Origin of the sequence: Bradyrhizobium sp. USDA 4532, assembly GCF_024171315.1 — a bacterium.
In the GTDB taxonomy this organism is placed as follows: Bacteria; Pseudomonadota; Alphaproteobacteria; order Rhizobiales; family Xanthobacteraceae; genus Bradyrhizobium; species Bradyrhizobium australafricanum.
Map to the genome: position 1 here is coordinate 1,779,697 of NZ_JALJZN010000001.1, position 18,819 is coordinate 1,798,515.

General features: G+C 65.7%; 14 protein-coding genes and 1 pseudogene. 6 read left to right on the forward strand and 9 right to left on the reverse strand.

What is annotated here, in order from left to right:
• The first annotated feature begins 135 nt into the window (after positions 1–135).
• Complete coding sequence (locus J2R76_RS08600) at positions 136–750, forward strand: hypothetical protein (protein ID WP_229191253.1); 615 nt, start codon at positions 136–138, stop codon at positions 748–750.
• 25 nt (positions 751–775) lie between these two features.
• On the opposite strand, the gene J2R76_RS08605 is transcribed toward J2R76_RS08600, so the two are convergent.
• The 7 genes from J2R76_RS08605 to J2R76_RS08635 form a co-directional block, all read right to left on the reverse strand.
• A complete protein-coding gene (locus J2R76_RS08605) occupies positions 776–1,102 on the reverse strand; it encodes a BA14K family protein (protein WP_229191252.1) in 327 nt (108 codons plus the stop codon).
• An 11-nt stretch (positions 1,103–1,113) separates the two neighbouring features.
• Positions 1,114–1,422: a hypothetical protein gene (locus J2R76_RS08610; protein WP_168857925.1), complete on the reverse strand. Its 309-nt coding sequence runs from the start codon at positions 1,420–1,422 to the stop codon at positions 1,114–1,116.
• An 8-nt stretch (positions 1,423–1,430) separates the two neighbouring features.
• The gene (locus J2R76_RS08615; protein WP_253623922.1) at positions 1,431–2,903 is read right to left on the reverse strand and encodes an efflux transporter outer membrane subunit; all 1,473 of its coding nucleotides are present in this window, start codon (positions 2,901–2,903) and stop codon (positions 1,431–1,433) included.
• A complete protein-coding gene (locus J2R76_RS08620; RefSeq protein ID WP_253623923.1) occupies positions 2,904–6,188 on the reverse strand; it encodes an efflux RND transporter permease subunit in 3,285 nt (1,094 codons plus the stop codon).
• 3 nt (positions 6,189–6,191) lie between these two features.
• Positions 6,192–9,299 (reverse strand): MdtB/MuxB family multidrug efflux RND transporter permease subunit, encoded by a 3,108-nt coding sequence (locus J2R76_RS08625; protein WP_057019984.1) that lies wholly within the window; start codon positions 9,297–9,299, stop codon positions 6,192–6,194.
• The gene (locus J2R76_RS08630; protein ID WP_375166486.1) at positions 9,296–10,603 is read right to left on the reverse strand and encodes an MdtA/MuxA family multidrug efflux RND transporter periplasmic adaptor subunit; all 1,308 of its coding nucleotides are present in this window, start codon (positions 10,601–10,603) and stop codon (positions 9,296–9,298) included. The genes J2R76_RS08625 and J2R76_RS08630 overlap by 4 nt, the downstream gene beginning before the upstream one ends.
• Positions 10,604–10,780: 177 nt before the next feature.
• Complete coding sequence (locus J2R76_RS08635) at positions 10,781–12,226, reverse strand: DASS family sodium-coupled anion symporter (RefSeq protein ID WP_018271403.1); 1,446 nt, start codon at positions 12,224–12,226, stop codon at positions 10,781–10,783.
• Between the two features lie 223 nt (positions 12,227–12,449).
• Here J2R76_RS08635 and aat point away from each other — a divergent pair, with 223 nt between their 5' ends.
• Positions 12,450–13,130, forward strand: coding sequence for a leucyl/phenylalanyl-tRNA--protein transferase (gene aat, locus J2R76_RS08640; RefSeq protein ID WP_253623924.1), 681 nt, complete (start codon positions 12,450–12,452; stop codon positions 13,128–13,130).
• Between the two features lie 135 nt (positions 13,131–13,265).
• Here aat and J2R76_RS08645 read toward each other — a convergent pair whose 3' ends face one another.
• Complete coding sequence (locus J2R76_RS08645) at positions 13,266–14,264, reverse strand: DUF2155 domain-containing protein (RefSeq protein ID WP_253623925.1); 999 nt, start codon at positions 14,262–14,264, stop codon at positions 13,266–13,268.
• 246 nt (positions 14,265–14,510) lie between these two features.
• Between J2R76_RS08645 and J2R76_RS08650 the strand changes: the two are divergent.
• From J2R76_RS08650 to J2R76_RS08665, 4 genes and pseudogenes are all read left to right on the forward strand, one after another.
• Positions 14,511–15,289: pseudogene (locus J2R76_RS08650) on the forward strand (SDR family NAD(P)-dependent oxidoreductase).
• Positions 15,290–15,400: 111 nt separating this feature from the next.
• Positions 15,401–16,342, forward strand: coding sequence for an alpha/beta hydrolase (locus J2R76_RS08655; protein WP_076832230.1), 942 nt, complete (start codon positions 15,401–15,403; stop codon positions 16,340–16,342).
• A 164-nt stretch (positions 16,343–16,506) separates the two neighbouring features.
• Entirely contained in the window at positions 16,507–17,730 is a 1,224-nt protein-coding gene (locus tag J2R76_RS08660) for an SLC13 family permease (RefSeq protein WP_076832228.1), read from the forward strand.
• A 114-nt stretch (positions 17,731–17,844) separates the two neighbouring features.
• Positions 17,845–18,279: a hypothetical protein gene (locus J2R76_RS08665; protein ID WP_229193149.1), complete on the forward strand. Its 435-nt coding sequence runs from the start codon at positions 17,845–17,847 to the stop codon at positions 18,277–18,279.
• A gap of 247 nt (positions 18,280–18,526) precedes the next feature.
• On the opposite strand, the gene J2R76_RS08670 is transcribed toward J2R76_RS08665, so the two are convergent.
• A complete protein-coding gene (locus J2R76_RS08670) occupies positions 18,527–18,745 on the reverse strand; it encodes a hypothetical protein (protein WP_076832225.1) in 219 nt (72 codons plus the stop codon).
• Positions 18,746–18,819 lie beyond the last annotated feature (74 nt).

Here is an 18,819-nt window from a genome sequence, read left to right on the forward strand (position 1 = left end):
AAGTTCTGGGCGTCCCTTGCGATGCTTGTGCCGACTGCTTGGCGGGAGCGGCACGCGATGTTCGGGCGCAGGCCAATTTTTGGAAAGAAGCAAGAGACGACCCAAGAGACAAACTCGGGCGAGCTCAAGGAGACCGTGCGTCCGGCGCCGGCCGCCGAGGGCGCGACGCCGGCTTTTCACAAGCAGCAGTGGGATCACCCGCTGATCGGGTCGATGCTGCGCGATGCAGGCTTCGCGCCTGATGGCGAAGCCAGCATCGTACCGACGGCAGACAATCGCCTTGCCGTGTTCGCTGCGGCCAGCAAGCGATTGCAGGACCGTACCGAGACCTTCAACCGCGACATGACGGCGCGGCACGGCCACTGCCACGCGGTGCCGTTCCTGGTCATCGACCAGAAAATCTGGGATGGACCGCAAGGCGCGTTTCTCTACGCGCAGATGGGGCTGATCGGCTACGACGAGTGGAACGTGATCATGCTGGCAGAAGACCCGCAGACCACGGCGTCATGCAGCCTCGCAGGCCATCCCGGCTTCCTTCCATCCGTGACGCAAGTCATGACCGAGCATGTGATCGCGTGGAAGGCGCGGCACAACGCCCTGCTCGAGACGTTCGGGATCACCGCGACCGGCGGCCGGGATATCTCGCACGAACAATACGAGATGGAAAAGGACACCTTGCGCAACGAAATCATCGACAAGGCCGGCTGGATGAAGCTGCGCATCATCGACGAGCTCTTGCGCAAGGCCTAGAGGCATCAAGCCTTTGCGAAGCGCCTCACTCGTGCCTGCCGCGGTGCCGGCGTGCGCGATGCGGACGGCAGTCCTGGCACGGCGCGCCAAACACAACCTGCGACGGATAGGGTCGCGCGGAATGCCACGGCGTCGAGCCGAACAGGCCGGCCGCACCGAACCCCGCGCTGAAGGGATCGGCCGCGAAATTGCCGGGGAAATAGCCGTTGCTGCGAAAATCCCGGTCGTCGTCCCTGCCGTCGAAATACGCGCCGCCGGCGCTGCCGTAGCGCAACGGCCGCTGCTGGGCCGATGCCGCGGCTACGCTGAGCGCGATGGCGGCGCAGGCGATCAATCCTCTCATGGCGATCATGGCCAGAACCCTCATTGCGGAAGGGTGCCCCAGTCGCCCTTCCAGGCGATCAGGCGTCCCTTGCCGAATTGCAGATAGAGCCCGTCGCTGCGCCTCGACAGCACGCTGCCCCTGACATTGGGCAGCGCGACGAACAATTCATTGCCCGGCGTGCCGCGCACGTAATTCAGGGGAACGCCGAGCGACCGGCTGGCCTGGTCGGCGCTCATGCCGAAGGCGAGCGGAACGCTGTTCGGTGGCCGCTGCTGCGCGCGGGACGCGCCGGTCGATGCGCCGAGCCCGATGACGAGGGCAACGAGGAGTGTCGCGAAACGCTGCATGGCTGACCTCATGGCACTGCCGCCGCCAGCGTACCGGCGGGCGTCCAGCCGCCGCCGAGCGCCTGGAACAGGCTGCTCGCCGCGAGCAGCTTGTTGAGCCTGACCGTGACCAGATTGTTCTCGGCGGTGAACAGCGTCTGCTGCGCCTGCAGCACCGTGATCAGGTTGACCGTGCCGCCGCGCAGCTGCGTCTCGGCGACCTCGAACGCCTTGCGCGAGGCGGCGACGACGTCGGACTGCAGGCGCTCCTGCAATGTGTACTTCTGCGACGCGATCAGCGCCTTCTCGACATCGGCGAAGGCCGACAGCACCGCCTTGCGATAGGCCTGCAGGTTTTGCAGCTGCTGCCCCTTGGCGAGCTTGAGCTGGCTCTCCAGCAGAAAGCCGTCGAACAGCGGCTGGGTCAGCCCGGCGGCGAGCGTGTAGTACCAGGCGCCGGGCGCGAACAGCGCGGCGAGCGCCGCGCTCTGGAAGCCGGTAGTGCCGGTCAGCTGGATCTGCGGAAAGAATGCCGCGCGCGCCGCGTCGACGCTGAAATTGGACGACGCCAGCTGCGCCTCGGCCTCGCGGACGTCAGGCCGCTGGTAGAGCAATTCCGACGGCAGTCCCGGCGTGACGCGCGGCACCGCGATCTGCGTGGTGGACCCGCCGCGCACCTTGAAATCGGCCGGCGCGCGCGCCACCAGCACGGCGAGCGCCGCGGTGTTCTGCCCGACCGTTACCTCGAGCGGCGGGATCGCCGCGCGCTGCGTGGCGACCAGCGCCTCCTGCTGCGACAGATCCAGCTGCGAAGCGGTGCCGCCCGCAAATTGCGACTTGATCAGCGCAAGGATGCGCTCGGCCGCCGCGAGGTTGCGGCGGGTGACCTTGATCTGGTCCTGCGCCGCCAGCAGCTGGAAATAGGTGTTGGCGACCGTCGCCATCGTGGTCAGCGCGACCACCTCGCGATTGTAGCGCGCGACGGTCGCGCTCTCCTCGGAGGCCGACAGCGTCGCGCGGTTCTTGCCCCAGAAATCGACGATGTAGCTTGCGCTCAGCCCCAGGCTGTACTGCGAGAAGGTGCCGCTGGTGCCGAACGACGAACTGGATCCCGTTGCCACGCGCTGACGCTCGGCATTCGCCGATCCGGAGATGGACGGCAGCAGCGCGGCGCCGGACACGCCGACCTGGGCGTCGGCCTGCACGATCTGGGCGATCGCCACCGCGATGTCGAGATTGTAGAGCTGCGCGGACTCCATCAGCCCGGTCAGCTCGGGCGAGCGGAAGCCGCGCCACCAGGCGAGCGCCGGAACAGCCGCGTCGGCATCGCCTTTGGCCGCAGTCTTGTAGCTCGCCGGCACTTCGAGGCTGAGCTCCGGCTTCTCCGCCCCGGGAATACAGCCGGACAGACCGAGGCTGAGGCCGCCGAACGCCGCCACGCGCAGAAACCGGATCGGCTTGCGCATCAACTGAAGATTTCGCAACGCTGTACCTGTCGGCATTTACTCGCCCGGTTGAAGTGAGGAGCCCGGCGTCCGCATCGCGCCGCCACGGCGCGCGCGCTGGGCCCACAGGCGGAACCGGTCGAGATAGAGGTAGATAACCGGCGTCGTGTAGAGCGTGAGGACCTGGCTCAGGATCAGGCCACCGACGATGGCGATGCCGAGCGGCTGCCGCAGCTCGCCGCCGTCGCCCATGCCGATCGCCAGCGGCACCGCCCCGAGCAGCGCGGCCATCGTCGTCATCATGATGGGGCGGAAGCGCAGCAGGCAGGCCTCCCGGATCGCCTCGAGCGGCTCCAGCCCGCGCCTGCGTTCCGCCTCCAGCGCAAAGTCGATCATCATGATGGCGTTCTTCTTCACAATGCCGATCAGCAGGATGACGCCGATCAGCGCCATGATACTGAACTCGGTCTTGAATGCCATCAGCGCCAGCAAGGCGCCCACACCCGCCGAGGGCAATGTGGACAAGATGGTCAGCGGATGGATGTAGCTCTCGTAGAGCATGCCCAGCACGATGTAGATCGCCACCAGCGCGGCCAGGATCAGGAACGGCTGGTTGCTCAGCGAGTCCTGGAACGCCTTGGCGGTACCCTGGAAGGTGCCGCGGATCGTGGCCGGGACCCCAATCCGGTTCATGGTCGCCTCGATGCTGCCGACCGCCGTGCTCAGCGACACGTTCGGCGGCAGGTTGAACGAGATGGTGTTGGCGACCAACAGACCCTGGTGATTGACCGCAAGCGGCGTCGCGCCCTGCTTGAATGCTGCAACTTCCGACAGCGGGATCATGGTCTCGCTGCTGGTGGAGACGGCCGATCCGGTCGAGGCAACGCCCTTCCCGGTCGAACCGATCGAGTTGGTGGCCTGGTTGCGCGCGGCCTGGGCGTTGGCTGCACTGGCCGCGCTGGAGTTGCCTGGGGCGACGACCGTGCCTGCCACCGCGTTGGTCGATTGCGAGCCGCCGACCGATCCGCCGGACGTGCTGATATAGACGTCCTTCAGCGTCTCCGGGTTCTGCCAGTAGCGCGGCGCGACCTCCATGATGACGTGATACTGGTTGCGCGCGACATAGATCGTCGACACCTGCCGCTGGCCGAAGGCGTCGTAGAGGGTGTTGTCGATCTGGCTCACCGTGATGCCGAGCCGGGCCGCGGCGTCGCGGTCGATCACGAGATCGGATTCCAGGCCCTTGTTCTGCTGGTCGCTGTTGACGTCGGCGAGATCAGGATCGCGCTGCAGGGCCGCCGCGATCTTCGGCGTCCATTCATTGAGCTCCTCCAGCGTCGATCCCTGCAGCGTGTACTGATACTGCGCGTTCGAGGCCCTGCCCCCGACCCGGATGTCCTGCACCGCCTGCAGGAACAGGCTCGCGCCCGGCACCACCGACATCTCGCGGCGCAGCCGCGCGATCACGCCGTCGGCGCCGATCTTGCGCTCATCAAGCGGACGAAGCGAGACGAACACGAAGCCGGAATTGGTCTGCCCGCCGCCGGTGAAGCCGACCGCCGTCTCAACCGCCGGATCGCGCTTGATGATGCCGACGAACCGCGCGAGCTTCTGCTGCATCAGCTGGAACGACACGCTCTGGTCAGCCTGGATCGAGCCGACCAGCCGGCCAGTGTCCTGCTGCGGGAAGAAGCCCTTCGGGATCACGTCGTAGAGATAGAAGTTGAGGCCGAACACCGCCGCCAGGATCAGCATCACCGACAGCGGATGCGCCAGCGCCGCGGTCAGCGTTCTGCGGTAGAAGTTCAGCATCGCCTCGAAGAACCGCTCGCTCGCCCAATAGAGCCGGCCATGGCCGCCGGTGTCCGGCTTGAGCAGCACGGCGCACATCATCGGCGTGGTCGCCAGCGAGACCGCGAGCGAGATCAGGATCGAGATCGAGATCACCATCGCGAACTCGCGGAACAGCCGCCCGACGATGCCGGCCATCAGCAGGATCGGGATGAACACCGCGATCAGCGAGATGCTCATCGACAGCACGGTGAAGCCGACCTCGTTGGCGCCCTTCAGCGCCGCCTCGAGCGGGCTCAGCCCCTGCTCGATGTAGCGGGTGACGTTCTCCAGCACCACGATGGCGTCGTCGACCACGAAGCCGGTCGCGACCGTCAGCGCCATCAGGGAGAGGTTGTCGAGGCTGTAGCCGAACAGGTACATCGCCCCGAAGGTCGCAACCAGCGACACCGAGACCGCCACCACCGGAATGAAGGTGGCCCGCGCATTGCGCAGGAAGGCGAACACCACGATGATGACCAGCAGCACCGCCAGAACCAGGGTTCGTTCGACGTCCCGGAGCGAGGTGCGGATGGTGGTCGAACGGTCGACCGCAAAGCCGATGTCGATCGCCGGCGAGACTGACGCCTGCAGCTGCGGCATCACCCCCTTCACGAGGTCGACGGTACTGATGATGTTGGCGTTCGGCTGCCGGTAGAGGATGATCAGCACCGCCGGCTTGCCGTTCGCGAGACCGGCATTGCGCAAATTCTCGACGCCGTCGGCCACCTCGCCGACGTCGGAGAGATGAACCGGCGCGCCATTGCGGTAGGCCACGATCAGCGACTTGTAGTCGCCGGCCTTGTTGGCCTGGTCGTTGGCGTAGACCTGGTAGCGCTGGTCGCCGACGTCGATGCCGCCCTTCGGGCTGTGGGCGTTGGCGCTCGACAGCGCCGCGCGGACGTCTTCCAGACCGATGCCGTATTTGTAGAGGGCCTGCGGGATCAGATCGACGCGCACGGCCGGCAGCGAGCTGCCGCCGACCACGACCTCGCCGATGCCCTCGACCTGCGACAGCTTCTGCGCCAGCACCGTGGAGGCGGCGTCGTAGAGATCGCCGCGCGTCAGCGTATCCGACGTCAGCGTCAGGATCAGGATCGGCGCGTCGGCCGGGTTGACCTTGCGGTAGGTCGGATTGCTGCGCAGGCTGGTCGGCAGGTCGGCCCGCGCCGCATTGATCGCGGCCTGCACGTCGCGCGCCGCGCCGTTGATGTCGCGGTTCAGCCCGAACTGCAGCGTGATGCGGGTCGCGCCCACCGAGCTCGACGACGTCATCTCGGTGACGTCGGCGATCTGGCCGAGATGTCGCTCGAGCGGACTTGCGACCGTGGTCGCGACATCCTGCGGGCTGGCGCCGGGCAGCGTCGCCTGCACCGAGATGGTCGGGAAATCCACCTGCGGCAGCGGCGACACCGGCAGCTTGAAGAACGCGACAATGCCGGCCGCCGCAAGCCCGAACGTCAACAGCGTCGTTGCCACCGGCCTACGGATGAAGGGCGTTGAAGGATCCATGGCTCAACGCGACCCGCTCGCCTCGCCGATCTCGTCCGCCCGCCCGGCAAATCGCAGCGCGAGGCGATCGAACCAGAGGTAGATCACCGGTGTCGTGAACAGGGTCAGCAGCTGGCTCACCAGGAGGCCGCCGACGATCGAAATGCCGAGCGGATTCCGCAGCTCGGACCCCGCGCCGCTGCCGAGCATCAGCGGCAGCGCGCCGAGCACAGCTGCCATCGTCGTCATGATGATCGGCCGGAACCGCAGCAGGCAGGCCTGATAGATCGCCTCCCGCGGCGGCTTGCCCTCGTTGCGCTCGGCATCGAGCGCGAAGTCGATCATCATGATCGCGTTCTTCTTCACGATGCCGATCAGGAGGATAATGCCGATGATCGCGATGATGGTGAGATCCTGTCCGGCCATCATCAGCGCCAGCAGCGCGCCGATCCCGGCCGAGGGCAGCGTCGAGAGGATGGTTAAAGGATGGATGAAGCTCTCATAGAGCACGCCGAGCACGATATAGACCGTGATGATCGCGGCGAGGATCAGGAACAGCTGGTTGGACAGCGAGGACTGGAACGCCAGCGCCGCGCCCTGGAAGCTCGTGATCATGCCGAGCGGCTGGTTGATGTCGGCCTGCGCCTGCTTGATCGCCGTCACCGCCCCGCCGAGCGAGGCGCCGGGCGCCAGGTTGAACGAGACGGTCGCCGACGGGAACTGGCCGAGATGCGAGATCTGCAGCGGCGCGGTCTCCACCCGCATCTTGGCCATCACCGACAGCGGCACCGGCGTCGAGCCCACCGATGACGGCAGGTAGATCGACGACAGAGAGTCCAGCGAAGTCTGCAGCGACGGATCGGCCTCGAGGATCACGCGGTACTGGTTCGAATTGGTGAAGACGGTCGAGACGATGCGCTGGCCGTAGGAATCGTACAGTGCGTTGTCGATCGTCGCCGGCGTGATGCCGAATCGCGCCGCCTGGTCGCGGTCGATGTCGACGAACACCGAAAGCCCCTGCGCCGAAATATCGCTCGTGACATCGCTGAGCTGGGGCAATTCCCGGAGCTTGTCGACCAGCTTCGGCGTCCATTCCGCAAGCTCGTTCGGATCGGCATCCTGCAGGATGAACTGGTACTGCGTCCGGCTCACCGTGCCTTCGATGGTGAGGTCCTGGACCGGCTGCATGTAGAGCGTGATGCCGGTCAGCGCCGCCGTGCTCGCCTTGATCCGGTCCATGATCGTCGAGACATTGGCCTTGCGCTGCTCATGCGGCTTCAGATTGATCAGGATGCGGCCGCTGTTCAGCGTGGTGTTGGTGCCGTCGACGCCGATGAACGACGACAGGCTCTGCACGTCCGGATCCTTCAGGATCGCGCTGGCGAGCCGCTGCTGCCGCTCGGCCATCGCCGCATAGGACACCGATTGCGGCGCCTCGGAGATCGCCTGGATCACGCCGGTGTCCTGCACCGGAAAGAAGCCCTTGGGGATAACGACGTAGAGCAGCGCCGTCAGACCAAAGGTGGCGAGCGCGATCAGCAGCACGAAGGTCTGGCGATCCAGCACCCAATTGAGCATCCGGGCGTAGATCGCAATGACGGCATCGAAGCCTTCGCGGCTGAGCCGCTGGAAGGTGTTTTCCCGCGCCATGGCCTCCGGCTTCAGTAGCTTGGCGCAGGCCATCGGCACCAGGGTCAGCGACACCACGGCCGAGATCAGGATCGTGACCGACAGCGTGATGGCGAATTCGCGGAACAGGCGGCCGACGACGTCGCCCATGAACAGCAGCGGGATCAGGACCGCGATCAGCGATACCGTCAGCGAGATGATGGTGAAGCCGATCTGCTCCGACCCTCGCAGCGACGCCTCGAGCGGCGACTCGCCCTCCTCGATGTAGCGCGAGATGTTCTCGATCACGACGATGGCGTCGTCGACCACGAAGCCGGTCGCGATCGTCAGCGCCATCAGCGACAGATTGTTCAGGCTGAAGCCGAACAGATACATCGCGCCCAGCGTGCCGACCAGCGAGAGCGGCACCGACAGGCTCGGGATCAGCGTGGCGCGGGTCGAGCGCAGGAACACGAAGATCACAAGCACGACCAGAATCACGGCGAGCGACAGCTCGTATTCGACGTCGCGCACCGAGGCCCGGATCGTGACGGTGCGGTCGGTCAGGATATTGAGGTCGATCGCGGCCGGCAGCGTGGCCTGCAGCTGCGGCAGCAGGTCCTTGATGCCCTGCACCACCGAGATGACGTTGGCGCCGGGTTGGCGCTGGATGTTGAGGATGATCGCCGGCGTCTCGTTCATCCAGGCGCCGAGCTTGTCGTTCTGCGCGCCGTCGACGACGTTGCCGACATCGCTGAGGCGGACCGGCGAGCCGTTCTTGTAGGCGATGATCAGCGAGCGGTAGTCGCTGGCATTGCGGATCTGGTCGTTGGCATTGATGGTGTAGGCGCGCATCGCGCCGTCGAAGTTGCCCTTCGGCGTGTTGACGTTGGCGTTGCCGAGCGTGGTGCGGAGATCGTCGATGTTGAGGCCATAGGCCGCGAGCTTGCGGATATCAGCCTGGATGCGCACCGCGGGCCGCTGGCCGCCGCTGATGCTGACGAGGCCGACGCCCGGCAGCTGCGAGATCTTCTGCGCCAGCCGCGTGTCGACGAAATCCTGTACCTGGGTCAGCGGCATGGTCTTCGAGGTCAGGCCGAGGGTCAGGATCGGCGCATCGGCCGGATTGACCTTGGCGTAGATCGGCGGCGCCGGCAGGTCCGACGGCAACAGATTGCCCGCGGCATTGATCGCGGCCTGCACCTCCTGCTCGGCGACGTCGAGCGAGATCGACAGGCCGAATTGCAGCGTGATCACGGACGAGCCCGCCGAGCTCACCGAGCTCATCTGGGTCAGATTCGGCATCTGGCCGAACTGCACCTCGAGCGGCGCCGTCACCGACGAGGTCATCACGTCGGGGCTCGCGCCCGGATAGAAGGTCTGCACCTGGATGGTCGGGTAGTCGACCTCCGGCAGTGCCGCGACCGGGAGAAATCTGAAAGCCAGCATGCCCGACAGCATGATGGCGATCATCATCAGGGTCGTCGCTACCGGCCGCAGGATGAATGGCCGCGACGGGTTCATTTCTTCTGCCCGTCCTCGGACCGCTTGTGGTGGCCGCCTCCGGGATCAGCGCCGTCCTTACTATCTCCCTTGCCGTCTCCCTTCGCCGCCCCCTTGGCCGCAGCGGCAGGGTTCGCGGCATCGGCGGCGGAGCGCACCACCACCTTCGCACCCTCGCGCAGCTTGTCGGCGCCGTCGATCACGATGCGATCGCCGGCCACGAGCCCGGACAGCACCTCGACCCGGTCGCCGTCGGTGACGCCGAGCTTGACCGGCCGAACCGAGACCGTGCTGTCGGCGTTGACGAGATAGACGAAGGTGCCGGGGACACCGCGCTGGATGCCGGCGGTCGACATCGTCGTCGCATCCTTGTGGGTATCGAGCAGCAGGCGGACGTTGACGAACTGGTTCGGAAACAGCGTGCGCTTGTCGTTCTCGAACTGCGCCCGCAGCTTGATGGTGCCGGTGGTCGCATCGATCTGGCTGTCGAAGGTCTGCAACGATCCCTCGGCGAGCTTGTTGGCGCCGCTGCGGTCATAGGCCGCCGTCGGCAGCACCGCGCCCTCCCTCAACCGCTTCGAGACCGCCTGCAGATTGTCCTCCGGCAGCGTGAACAGCACGCTGATCGGCTCGAGCTGCGTGATCACGACGAGGCCGTTGGTATCGCCGGGCGTCACATAGTTGCCGAGATCGACCTGGCGCAGTCCGACGCGCCCGTTGATCGGCGACACGATGTGACAATATTGCAAATTCACCTCGGCCGACTTCACCGAGGCGCGATCGGCCTCCACCGTGCCCTGGTACTGCGCGACCAGCGCGACCTGGGTATCGAGCGTCTGATGCGGCACGGCGTTCTGCGCGGCGAGGTTCTGGTAGCGGGTGAGATCGACCTGGGCGCCCTTCAGCTGCGCCTCGTCGCGGGCGAGCTGGCCCTTGGCCTGCGCCAGCGTCGCCTCGTAGGGGCGCGAATCGATCTCGGCGATCAGGTCGCCCTTCTTGACCTCATCGCCCTCCTTGAAATCGATCTTCATCAGATAGCCGCTGATCTGGCTCCTGATCGTCACGGTCGCGAGCGACGTCACGGTGCCGAGCGCATTCAGGCTGACGCCGATATCGCCCTTGCCGATCGTCTCCGGTACGATCGACATCGGCCCGGCGTTGCGCCCGCCACCGGCCTGCGGCGGCGCGGCCTGCTGCCGCGTCCACCAGACGATGCCGGCAAGCACCGCCAATACGAGACATCCCGTCAGAAACCCCCGCCAACGCGATCCTCGCCTGGTTCGCTCGGGCGCCACAATCGACGGGTCTTTGATCTGCTGGTCCATAACCTGCCCACGAAGAAACACGAATGAGCTCGCGCGGCTCTATGTGTCCCCTGAACTCCGCGCGCGCCACATCCGACGAAGCATTTTGAAGGCTTCTGCCGGACAAAGCGCGTTAAGAATTGTAAGGATAGCGGCTCTTCCCGGTCGGCCGCTGTTTCTCGCTGGATTGTGGCTATTTTACCCGATCATTTGTAACCAGGGCAACACGATCAGCAACAATCCGGCAAAGTAGATCAGGCCGAAGATCAGCCCGAATTTCCAGAAGTCGCCTTTGCCGATATAGCCGCTGCCGTAATACATCGGCGCCGGTCCCGTGGCATAGGGCGAAATCACGCCCATCAGGCCCAGCGAATAGACGCAGAGCAGCATCAAGGTCTGCACCGACAGGCCGGGAATGCTGGAGCCGACGGCGAGCACCACCGGCAGCACCGCGGCGGTATGCGAGGTGATGCTCGAGAAGAAATAGTGGATCCAGAAGAAGAAGGTGACGAGCAGGATCATCCCGACCAGCGGCGACGTGCCGGAAAGCGGCTTGGCATAGCCCTCGGCGACCCATTTGATGAAGCCGATCTCGTTGAGGCCGGACGACAGCGTGAGCAGCGAGGTGAAATAGAAAAATACCTCCCACGCACTCTTCTCCGCGACGATGTCCTCGAACGCGATCACGCCGGTCAGCAGCATCAGCGAGATCACGACGAACACGACCGTGGTCGCGTTGATGAAATTCGAGCCGAGCAGCGGCACGCTGATGTTGGGATTGGAGCCGCAGATCCACAGGAACATCGCGAGCACCACCAGCACCGCCATGATCCATTCGTGCCGCGACGGCGGCCCCATCTTGGCGAGCTCGCCCTCGCTCCAGGTCACGATCTCGGGGCTCTCCTTGATCTCGGGCCGGCAGACCAGATAGCTGAGCAGCGGCACCAGCAGCAGCAAGAGGATCCCGAGCGGCGCGAAGCCGATGAACCATTGCGACCAGCCGACCTCGATGTTGACGAGCTTCTTGGCGATCGAGAGCGCGGCGGCGTTCGGCGCCAGCGCGGTCAGGAACAGCGAGCTGGTGACGGCCGTGGTCGCGAACGCGGTCCACATCACGAAGGTGCCGATCTTGCCCGCGGTCGGGCCGGGCTCGGAGCCGTAGATGCGCGGGATGTTGCTGACGATCGGATAGATGGTGCCGCCGGAGCGCGCGGTGTTGGACGGCGTCGCCGGCGCCAGCACGAGATCGGAAAACGCCACCGCATAGCCGAGCCCGATGGTGCGGCGGCCGAGGCCGCGCACCAAGAGCAGCGCCAGCCGGCGGCCGAGCCCGCTCTTGCGATAGCCGATCGAGAACACGAAGGCGCCGACGATCAGCCACACCGTGCTCTCGGAAAAGCCGCCGAGCATCCAGCGCAGCGATTTGTTCGGGTCGTGCTCGACATAGCCGCCGATGCCGGCGACCGTCAGGCCGATCAGACCGACCGCGCCGACCGGCATCGATTCAAGGATCAGCCCGGTGATCACGGCGGCGAACACCGCGAAATAGTGCCACTGATTGGCGTTCAGCCCCGAAGGCACCGGGACCAGATAGATCACCAGCCAGACCAGCAACGGCGCAAACGTCCGCCATGACCATTTCATGCAGCGTCCCCCTCACCTGTGTCGATTGTCGGGCGCGCAAGCCGCCGTGTCCCGGCAGCGCCGCCATCTTTTTGTTGCAATCTAGCACGACCGCGCAGTCCGTCTCGGGAAACTGCTGCGGAACGGCGCGGCTTGTGGAGGAACCAGCGCGTTTCGTCAACACGTAGCGTCCCGGTGGCAGCCCCCATCGCAAGACCGCCCGCGCTTTGCTATCCTTGGCGGTATGACGTCACGCGACTCCGCCTCCTCCGAGATCACGCCCGAGGTGCTGCTGCGCGCCTATGCCTGCGGCATCTTCCCGATGGCGGAGAGCGCCGACGATCCGACCCTGTTCTGGGTCGAGCCGGAATTGCGCGGCGTGATTCCGTTCGACGGCTTCCGTGTCGCCTCCCGCCTGGCGCGCACCGTGCGCTCCGATGCCTTCACGGTCACCGTCGATACCGCGTTCAAGGCCGTGATCGCCGGTTGCGCGGCGCCGCAGCCCGGCCGCGACGACACCTGGATCAACAGGCGCATCCGCGATCTCTATGTCGGGCTGTACGCGTCGGGCCATTGCCACAGCGTCGAGGTCTGGCAGGACGACAATCTGGTCGGCGGGCTCTACGGCGTCAGCCTCGGCCGCGCCTTCTTCGGCGAAAGCATGTTTCACACCACGCGCGATGCATCGAAGGTCGCGCTGGTGCATCTGGTGGCGCGGCTGATCGCGGGCGGGTTCGAACTGCTCGACACGCAATATGTGACGGAGCACCTGAGGACGTTCGGCGCGATCGAGATCTCGCGGCGCCGCTATCGCGCGCTGCTCGACAAGGCGATCACGGGCGCGCCGGCGGATTTCCGCAGGCTCGACGCCACCCAGCCGGTCAAAGGTGCCGACGCGCTGGCAATCATCGCCGAGCGCAATTGAACGGTTGATCGCGTAGCCCGGATGAAGCCAACGGGTCGCGCGAACGCGCGCCCGATGACAGGCTCCGCGTAATCCGGGAAAGTCTCTCCGCGAAGAGAACCCGGATTTCGCTGCGCTCCATCCGGGCCGTGCTTGCTAGTTCCCAAACAATCCGCCGAACAACCCGCCCGGCCGCTGCTGTTGCTGGGGCGGCGGAGGTGGCGGCTGCTGCTGGTATTGCGGCTGTGGCGGCGGACGCGGTGCGGCCTGCTTCGGCGGCGCGCGCTTCTGGGCCGGCGGTGGCGGAGGCGTCGGCGCCTTCGGCGGATCGGGTGCGGCGGTCACGATGGTCTGGTCCGGCCCTTTGCAGTCGGTCAGCCAGATGTCGTAGATCGGATGCTCGACGCCGTGCAGGCCGGGGCTTGCCGCGAACATCCAGCCCGAGAAGATCCGCTTCACCTCGCCCTGCAGCGTGATCTCGTCGACCTCGACAAAGGCATCGGTGTTGGCGGCTTCCGTCGACGGCCTCGTGTAACAGGCATCGGTCTTCACCCGCAGCGCGCCGAACTGCACAGTCTCGCCGATATCCTCGTCGAAATTGATGATGCGCCCGGTGATCTTGTCGAGACCGGAGAAGCTCGCCTTCTTGTTGGTGATCTTGGTCGACGGCGGCTCCTGCACGACCTCGTCGCCCGGCTGCAACGTGGCAGGCGTCTGCGGCGGGGTGCCTGGGGGCGTGCCCTTGGGACGCTGCCCCGGCGGCAGCGGGTTGGCGCCGGGCGGCGTATTGGCGACGGCGGGACCGCCGGGTTGCGGCGGCTGCACCGCGACACCGGGCTGGGTGCCCTGCGGAGCCACCGTCGAGCCGGGCGGCGGCGCCAGCGGCTGCGACTGCACGCTGCCGGGCGGCGGCACCGCCTGGCCTGGCGGCAGCGCCCGCGGCTGTGTCGGCAACAGACGGCCGCGCGGCAATTCCGGCACTTCCTCGTCGTCGTCGCTGGGAGGGGCCGGCTGACCACGCGGGATCGCACCGGGCGGACGCGGCGCGGGATCGGAGAAAATCGTTCCGATCTGCGCGCGCGCGGGCGGCGCAAGCGAGATGGTTGAGGCGGCAACCAGGGCCGCAAAGCCAGTCAGGGCAACGGTTCGAAGCATCTCGCGCGGCTTTAAAGGGCGAATCGGGCTCGCGACAGTCTACCTTGATATCGGCCGCTCGCAGGCCACCGGTTAACACGCCGAATACGGCGGGGAAAGGGCACCCGGCCACCCCTCCCCGGTCCACTGGGCAGCCTCTGGTCACTCCTGGGAACACGTGTGATAGTCCTCACGCTGAAGGCACGCCGCCGCGCGTGAAAACCAGGAAAATCCGGATCGAACCGGACCAGCCAGAGGAAACCCACCATGCCCGATCGCATCAGGCTCGACGGCCGGGTCGCCGTCGTCACCGGGGCTGCCGGCGTCATCGGAACCGCCTCGCTTCAACTGCTCGCCGAACGGGGTGCGCGGATTGTCGCAGTCGACCGCAAGGGCGCCGATCTCAAGGCCGCCATCAAGGACCTGCCCGCCTCGGCCGAGGCCCTCGCAATCGAAGCCGACGTTACCGACGAGGACGAGGTCAAGGACTATGTCCGCGCCGCCGTCGACCACTTCGGCACCATCGATGCCTTCTACAACAACGCCGGCGTCGAGGGCGACATCAGGCCGATCCCCGAATATTCGCTGGAGAGCTTTCGCCGGGTGCTCGACGTCAATGTGGTCGGCGTCTTCCTCGGCATGAAGCATTGCTGCCGGTCATGCTGAAGCAGAACCAGGGCAGCATCATCAACACCGCCTCGATCGCGGGCCTGATGGGATCACCGATGATCGCGGTCTACAGCGCGAGCAAGCACGCGGTGATCGGGCTGACCAAGAGCGCGGCCTGGGAATGCACCGGCACCAGCGTGCGGGTCAATTGCGTCTGCCCCGGCATGATCGAGAGCCGGATGCTGAGCACGATCCTGCAGGGCCGCTCCGGCGGCAACGCGCCGCCGCCGATCGAGAAGATCGTCGACCGCATCCCGGCGCGCCGGCTCGGTCTCGCAAGCGAGGTCGCCTCCATCGTCGCTTTTCTTGCCTCCGACGAGGCGAGCTACGTCTCCGGCTCCGCCTACACCGTCGACGGCGGCCGCACCGCCGCCTGACACGACCGTCATTCCGGGATGGTGCGCAAGCACCAGACCCGGAATCTCGAGATTCCGGGTTCGATGCTTCGCATCGCCCCGGATTGACATCACCAAAAGAAGGTCCTCCCAATGCCCGTCGTTCTCGATCCCGATGCCGCTGCCGTCTACAAGGCGTTCCAGGAGGCCGGCCGTCCCGCCTATGAGACGCTGACCGCGCCGGAAGCGCGCGACTATTATCGAGCCGCCCGCGTCGTCTCCAATCCCGAGCCTCCCGCGTTGGAATCGAGCAAACCGCTCGCGATCCCGGCGCCGCACGGCACGATCCCTGCCCGCATCTACACGCCGAACACGCTGCGCAAGAAAGACGGGCTCGCGCCCTGCCTGGTGTTCTTCCACGGCGGCGGCTGGGTGATCGGCGACCTCGATACCCATGAGGTGGTTTGCCAGAAGCTTGCCCATGAGGGCGAGCAGATCGTGATCTCGATCGATTATCGGCTCGCGCCCGAGCATCGTTTCCCCGCCGCGGTCGATGACGCCATCACCGCGACCCGATGGGTCGCCGCCAATGCCAGGGATCTCGGCATCGACGCCGCGCGCCTGATCGTCGGCGGCGACAGCGCCGGCGGCAACCTCGCGGCGGTGGTTGCCCTGACCGCCCGCGACGGCGGGCCGAAGCTCGCGGCCCAGCTGCTGATCTATCCCGCGACCGATTTCTCGCGGAAGCATCCCTCGCATCGCGAGCCCGAGACCAGCATCCTGCTGACGCATTCGGTGATCGGCTGGTTCGCCAACCATTATCTCGGTGACGCCGACAACAACGACTGGCGTGCCTCGCCGGCGCGCGCGAAGGACTTTGCCGGCTTGCCGCCGGCCTATGTGCTGACCGCCGGCGCCGATCCGCTCCGCGACGAAGGCGACGAGTATGCGAAATTCCTCAAGGACGCCGGCGTGCCGGTGACCTACCGGCATTTTCCCGGCCAGTTCCACGGCTTCTTCACCATGGGCAAGCTGCTCAATCAGGCCAATATCGCGGTGACCGAGATCAGCGCCTGGCTGAAGACGCTGGGCTGAGCAATCGGACTCGCGGCGACGTGGCTGGCGTCGTTCCCGATCGGGGCTCGCGAGCGCATCGCGAGCCTCTTGCGGCGTTAGTGCGCCTTGAAGTTCCCCACGCCGCGCGATAGTGCCGCCGTCAGCGCTTCACGCCGCCGGGCACTCCAGCCATCGAGATCGACTTGCTCACGCCACTCCTCGTCTACGGTATCCCGCTCGATTTCATCCTGTTCGCGCTGACGCTGCTCGGCGTCGCGATCTTCCATCACCACACGCTCGCGGTGGCGCTGACGGGCCTTGCCGCGATCGTCGCCTACAAGCTGCTGTTCGCGGGCTTTGCGAAATTCGGCGCCGGCCTGCCCGGTCTCGCGCATCACATGGAGCATGAGTGGGTCACGCTCGCCAACCTGTTCCTGCTCCTGATGGGCTTTGCGCTGCTGTCGCGCCATTTCGAGGAGAGCCGCATTCCCGACGAGATGCCGGCGCTGCTGCCCGATGACTGGAAGGGCGGACTGATCCTGCTGGTGATCGTGTTCGTGCTGTCGGGCTTCCTCGACAATATCGCGGCCGCGCTGATCGGCGGCACCGTGGCCCGCCACGTGTTCCGAGGCCGCGTCCATATCGGCTATCTCGCGGCGATCGTCGCCGCATCGAATGCCGGCGGCGCCGGCAGCGTCGTCGGCGACACCACGACGACGATGATGTGGATCGACGGCATCAGCCCGCTCACGGTCGTGGAGGCCTATGTCGCAGCCATCGTCGCGATGCTGGTGTTTGCGGTGCCGGCCTCCCTGCAACAGCACCGCTTTTCCCCGATCGTGAAGGATGCACCGTCCGGCCTTAGAATCGACTGGGCGCGGGTTGCGATCGTGGCCGTGATCCTGCTCGCCGCGCTGACGGCCAATGTGACGGCCAATCTGAAGTTCCCCGCGCTGCTCGATACGCTGCCCGTGCTCGGGCTCGCGGTCTGGGCCGCGATCCTGGTCACCTCGGTGCTGCGGCGGCCGGACTGGTCGGTGATGCCCGAGACGCTGAAAGGCACCGTCTTCCTGCTCGCGCTGGTGACGGCGGCCTCGATGATGCCGGTCGAAAAATTGCCCACCGCATCGTGGCAGACCGCGCTCGGGCTCGGCTTCGTCTCGGCGGTGTTCGACAATATTCCCCTGACCGCGCTGGCGCTGAAGCAAGGCGGCTATGACTGGGGCTTCCTCGCCTACGCGGTCGGATTTGGCGGGTCGATGGTCTGGTTCGGCTCGTCGGCGGGCGTTGCGGTGTCCAACATGTACCCGGAAGCCAAATCGGTGGTCCGCTGGATCACCCAGGGCTGGCCGATCATGGCGGCCTATGTCGTCGGCTTCTTTGTGATGCTCGCACTGCTTGGCTGGCATCCCGACGCGCCACATTGACGCAACACAATGCTGCAGTGCACAATTGCGCTTACCTCAAAACTGTGGAAAATCGAGACAATTCCGTTGACATTGCTAAACTCCATTCGCCGTAACAAGTTATGGAGAGTTCGCATGAGTGTTAGTGCAGAAGTCCTCGCCCGCGCTCCGTCGGAGCAGATGGAGGACGAAATCAACACGGTGACTTCGCATCGACCACGCAGCAACATCCGGCCCCTCTCGCCGATGCCGGACTATGTCGAGCATCGCAACGGCGTCAACGAGGTGGGCAAGCTGTCGGCCGAGGCGGTCGTGCGCGAATATGAAGCGGCGGTGAAAGAGATCGAGGCCCTTGGATCGGAACTGCAACTGGCCGCCAAGAACTGCGAGGTCATGGTCGCAGGCGTTCATGACATGATCGCGGAGATCAAGGAGTTCGCTGCCGGTTACCGCGATCAGGGCAAGCGCTTCTTCCTGCAGATCGAAGCCGTCTCGCTGATGACCGCGGAGGTCAGGGATACCTGCGAAGCACTCAAGAAGAAGATCGCAACCGATACATTGGGCCAGTGATCTTTCGGTTGAAGCACGGTTCGCGATCAGAGCATCCGTGGATCTCTGCGATCGTGGGCTGATCCTGTATTGGTGAATGACTGCGCTATTCCGGCGCGGCGGAACCGTTAGTTCTATTCAAGACCAAGTCGCTCAAGACTAAGTCGTTCAACATCTTGCCCCGCTTCGGCGGGGCATTTTTTGTTGCGAGACGAGTGATCTCTGCACGAGCTGCGTCCTCGAACCGGCCGGACCTCCGTCCATGCCCTTAACGTGCGTCAGTTGCACGCCCGGTCATGTCCGTTGCCGGAGGCAAATCGGATATCGCGGACCAGCGATCGCTGAAATCCTTGGCCGGGAGCGTGTCCGTGCCGGCGACGGCAATGCCGTCGGTCCGGGGCGCGTGCGACTTGATGGTCGCGGCGGTCGCGGTGACAGCCAGCAGGGCGACAGCCACGAACCCGGTAATCGTTCGATGCTTTGTCATTAGAACCTCCTCGGGTCCCCAATGCCCACTTAACGTGGGTCACGGGAACCCTCGTCAGGTTCATCACTGCAAAG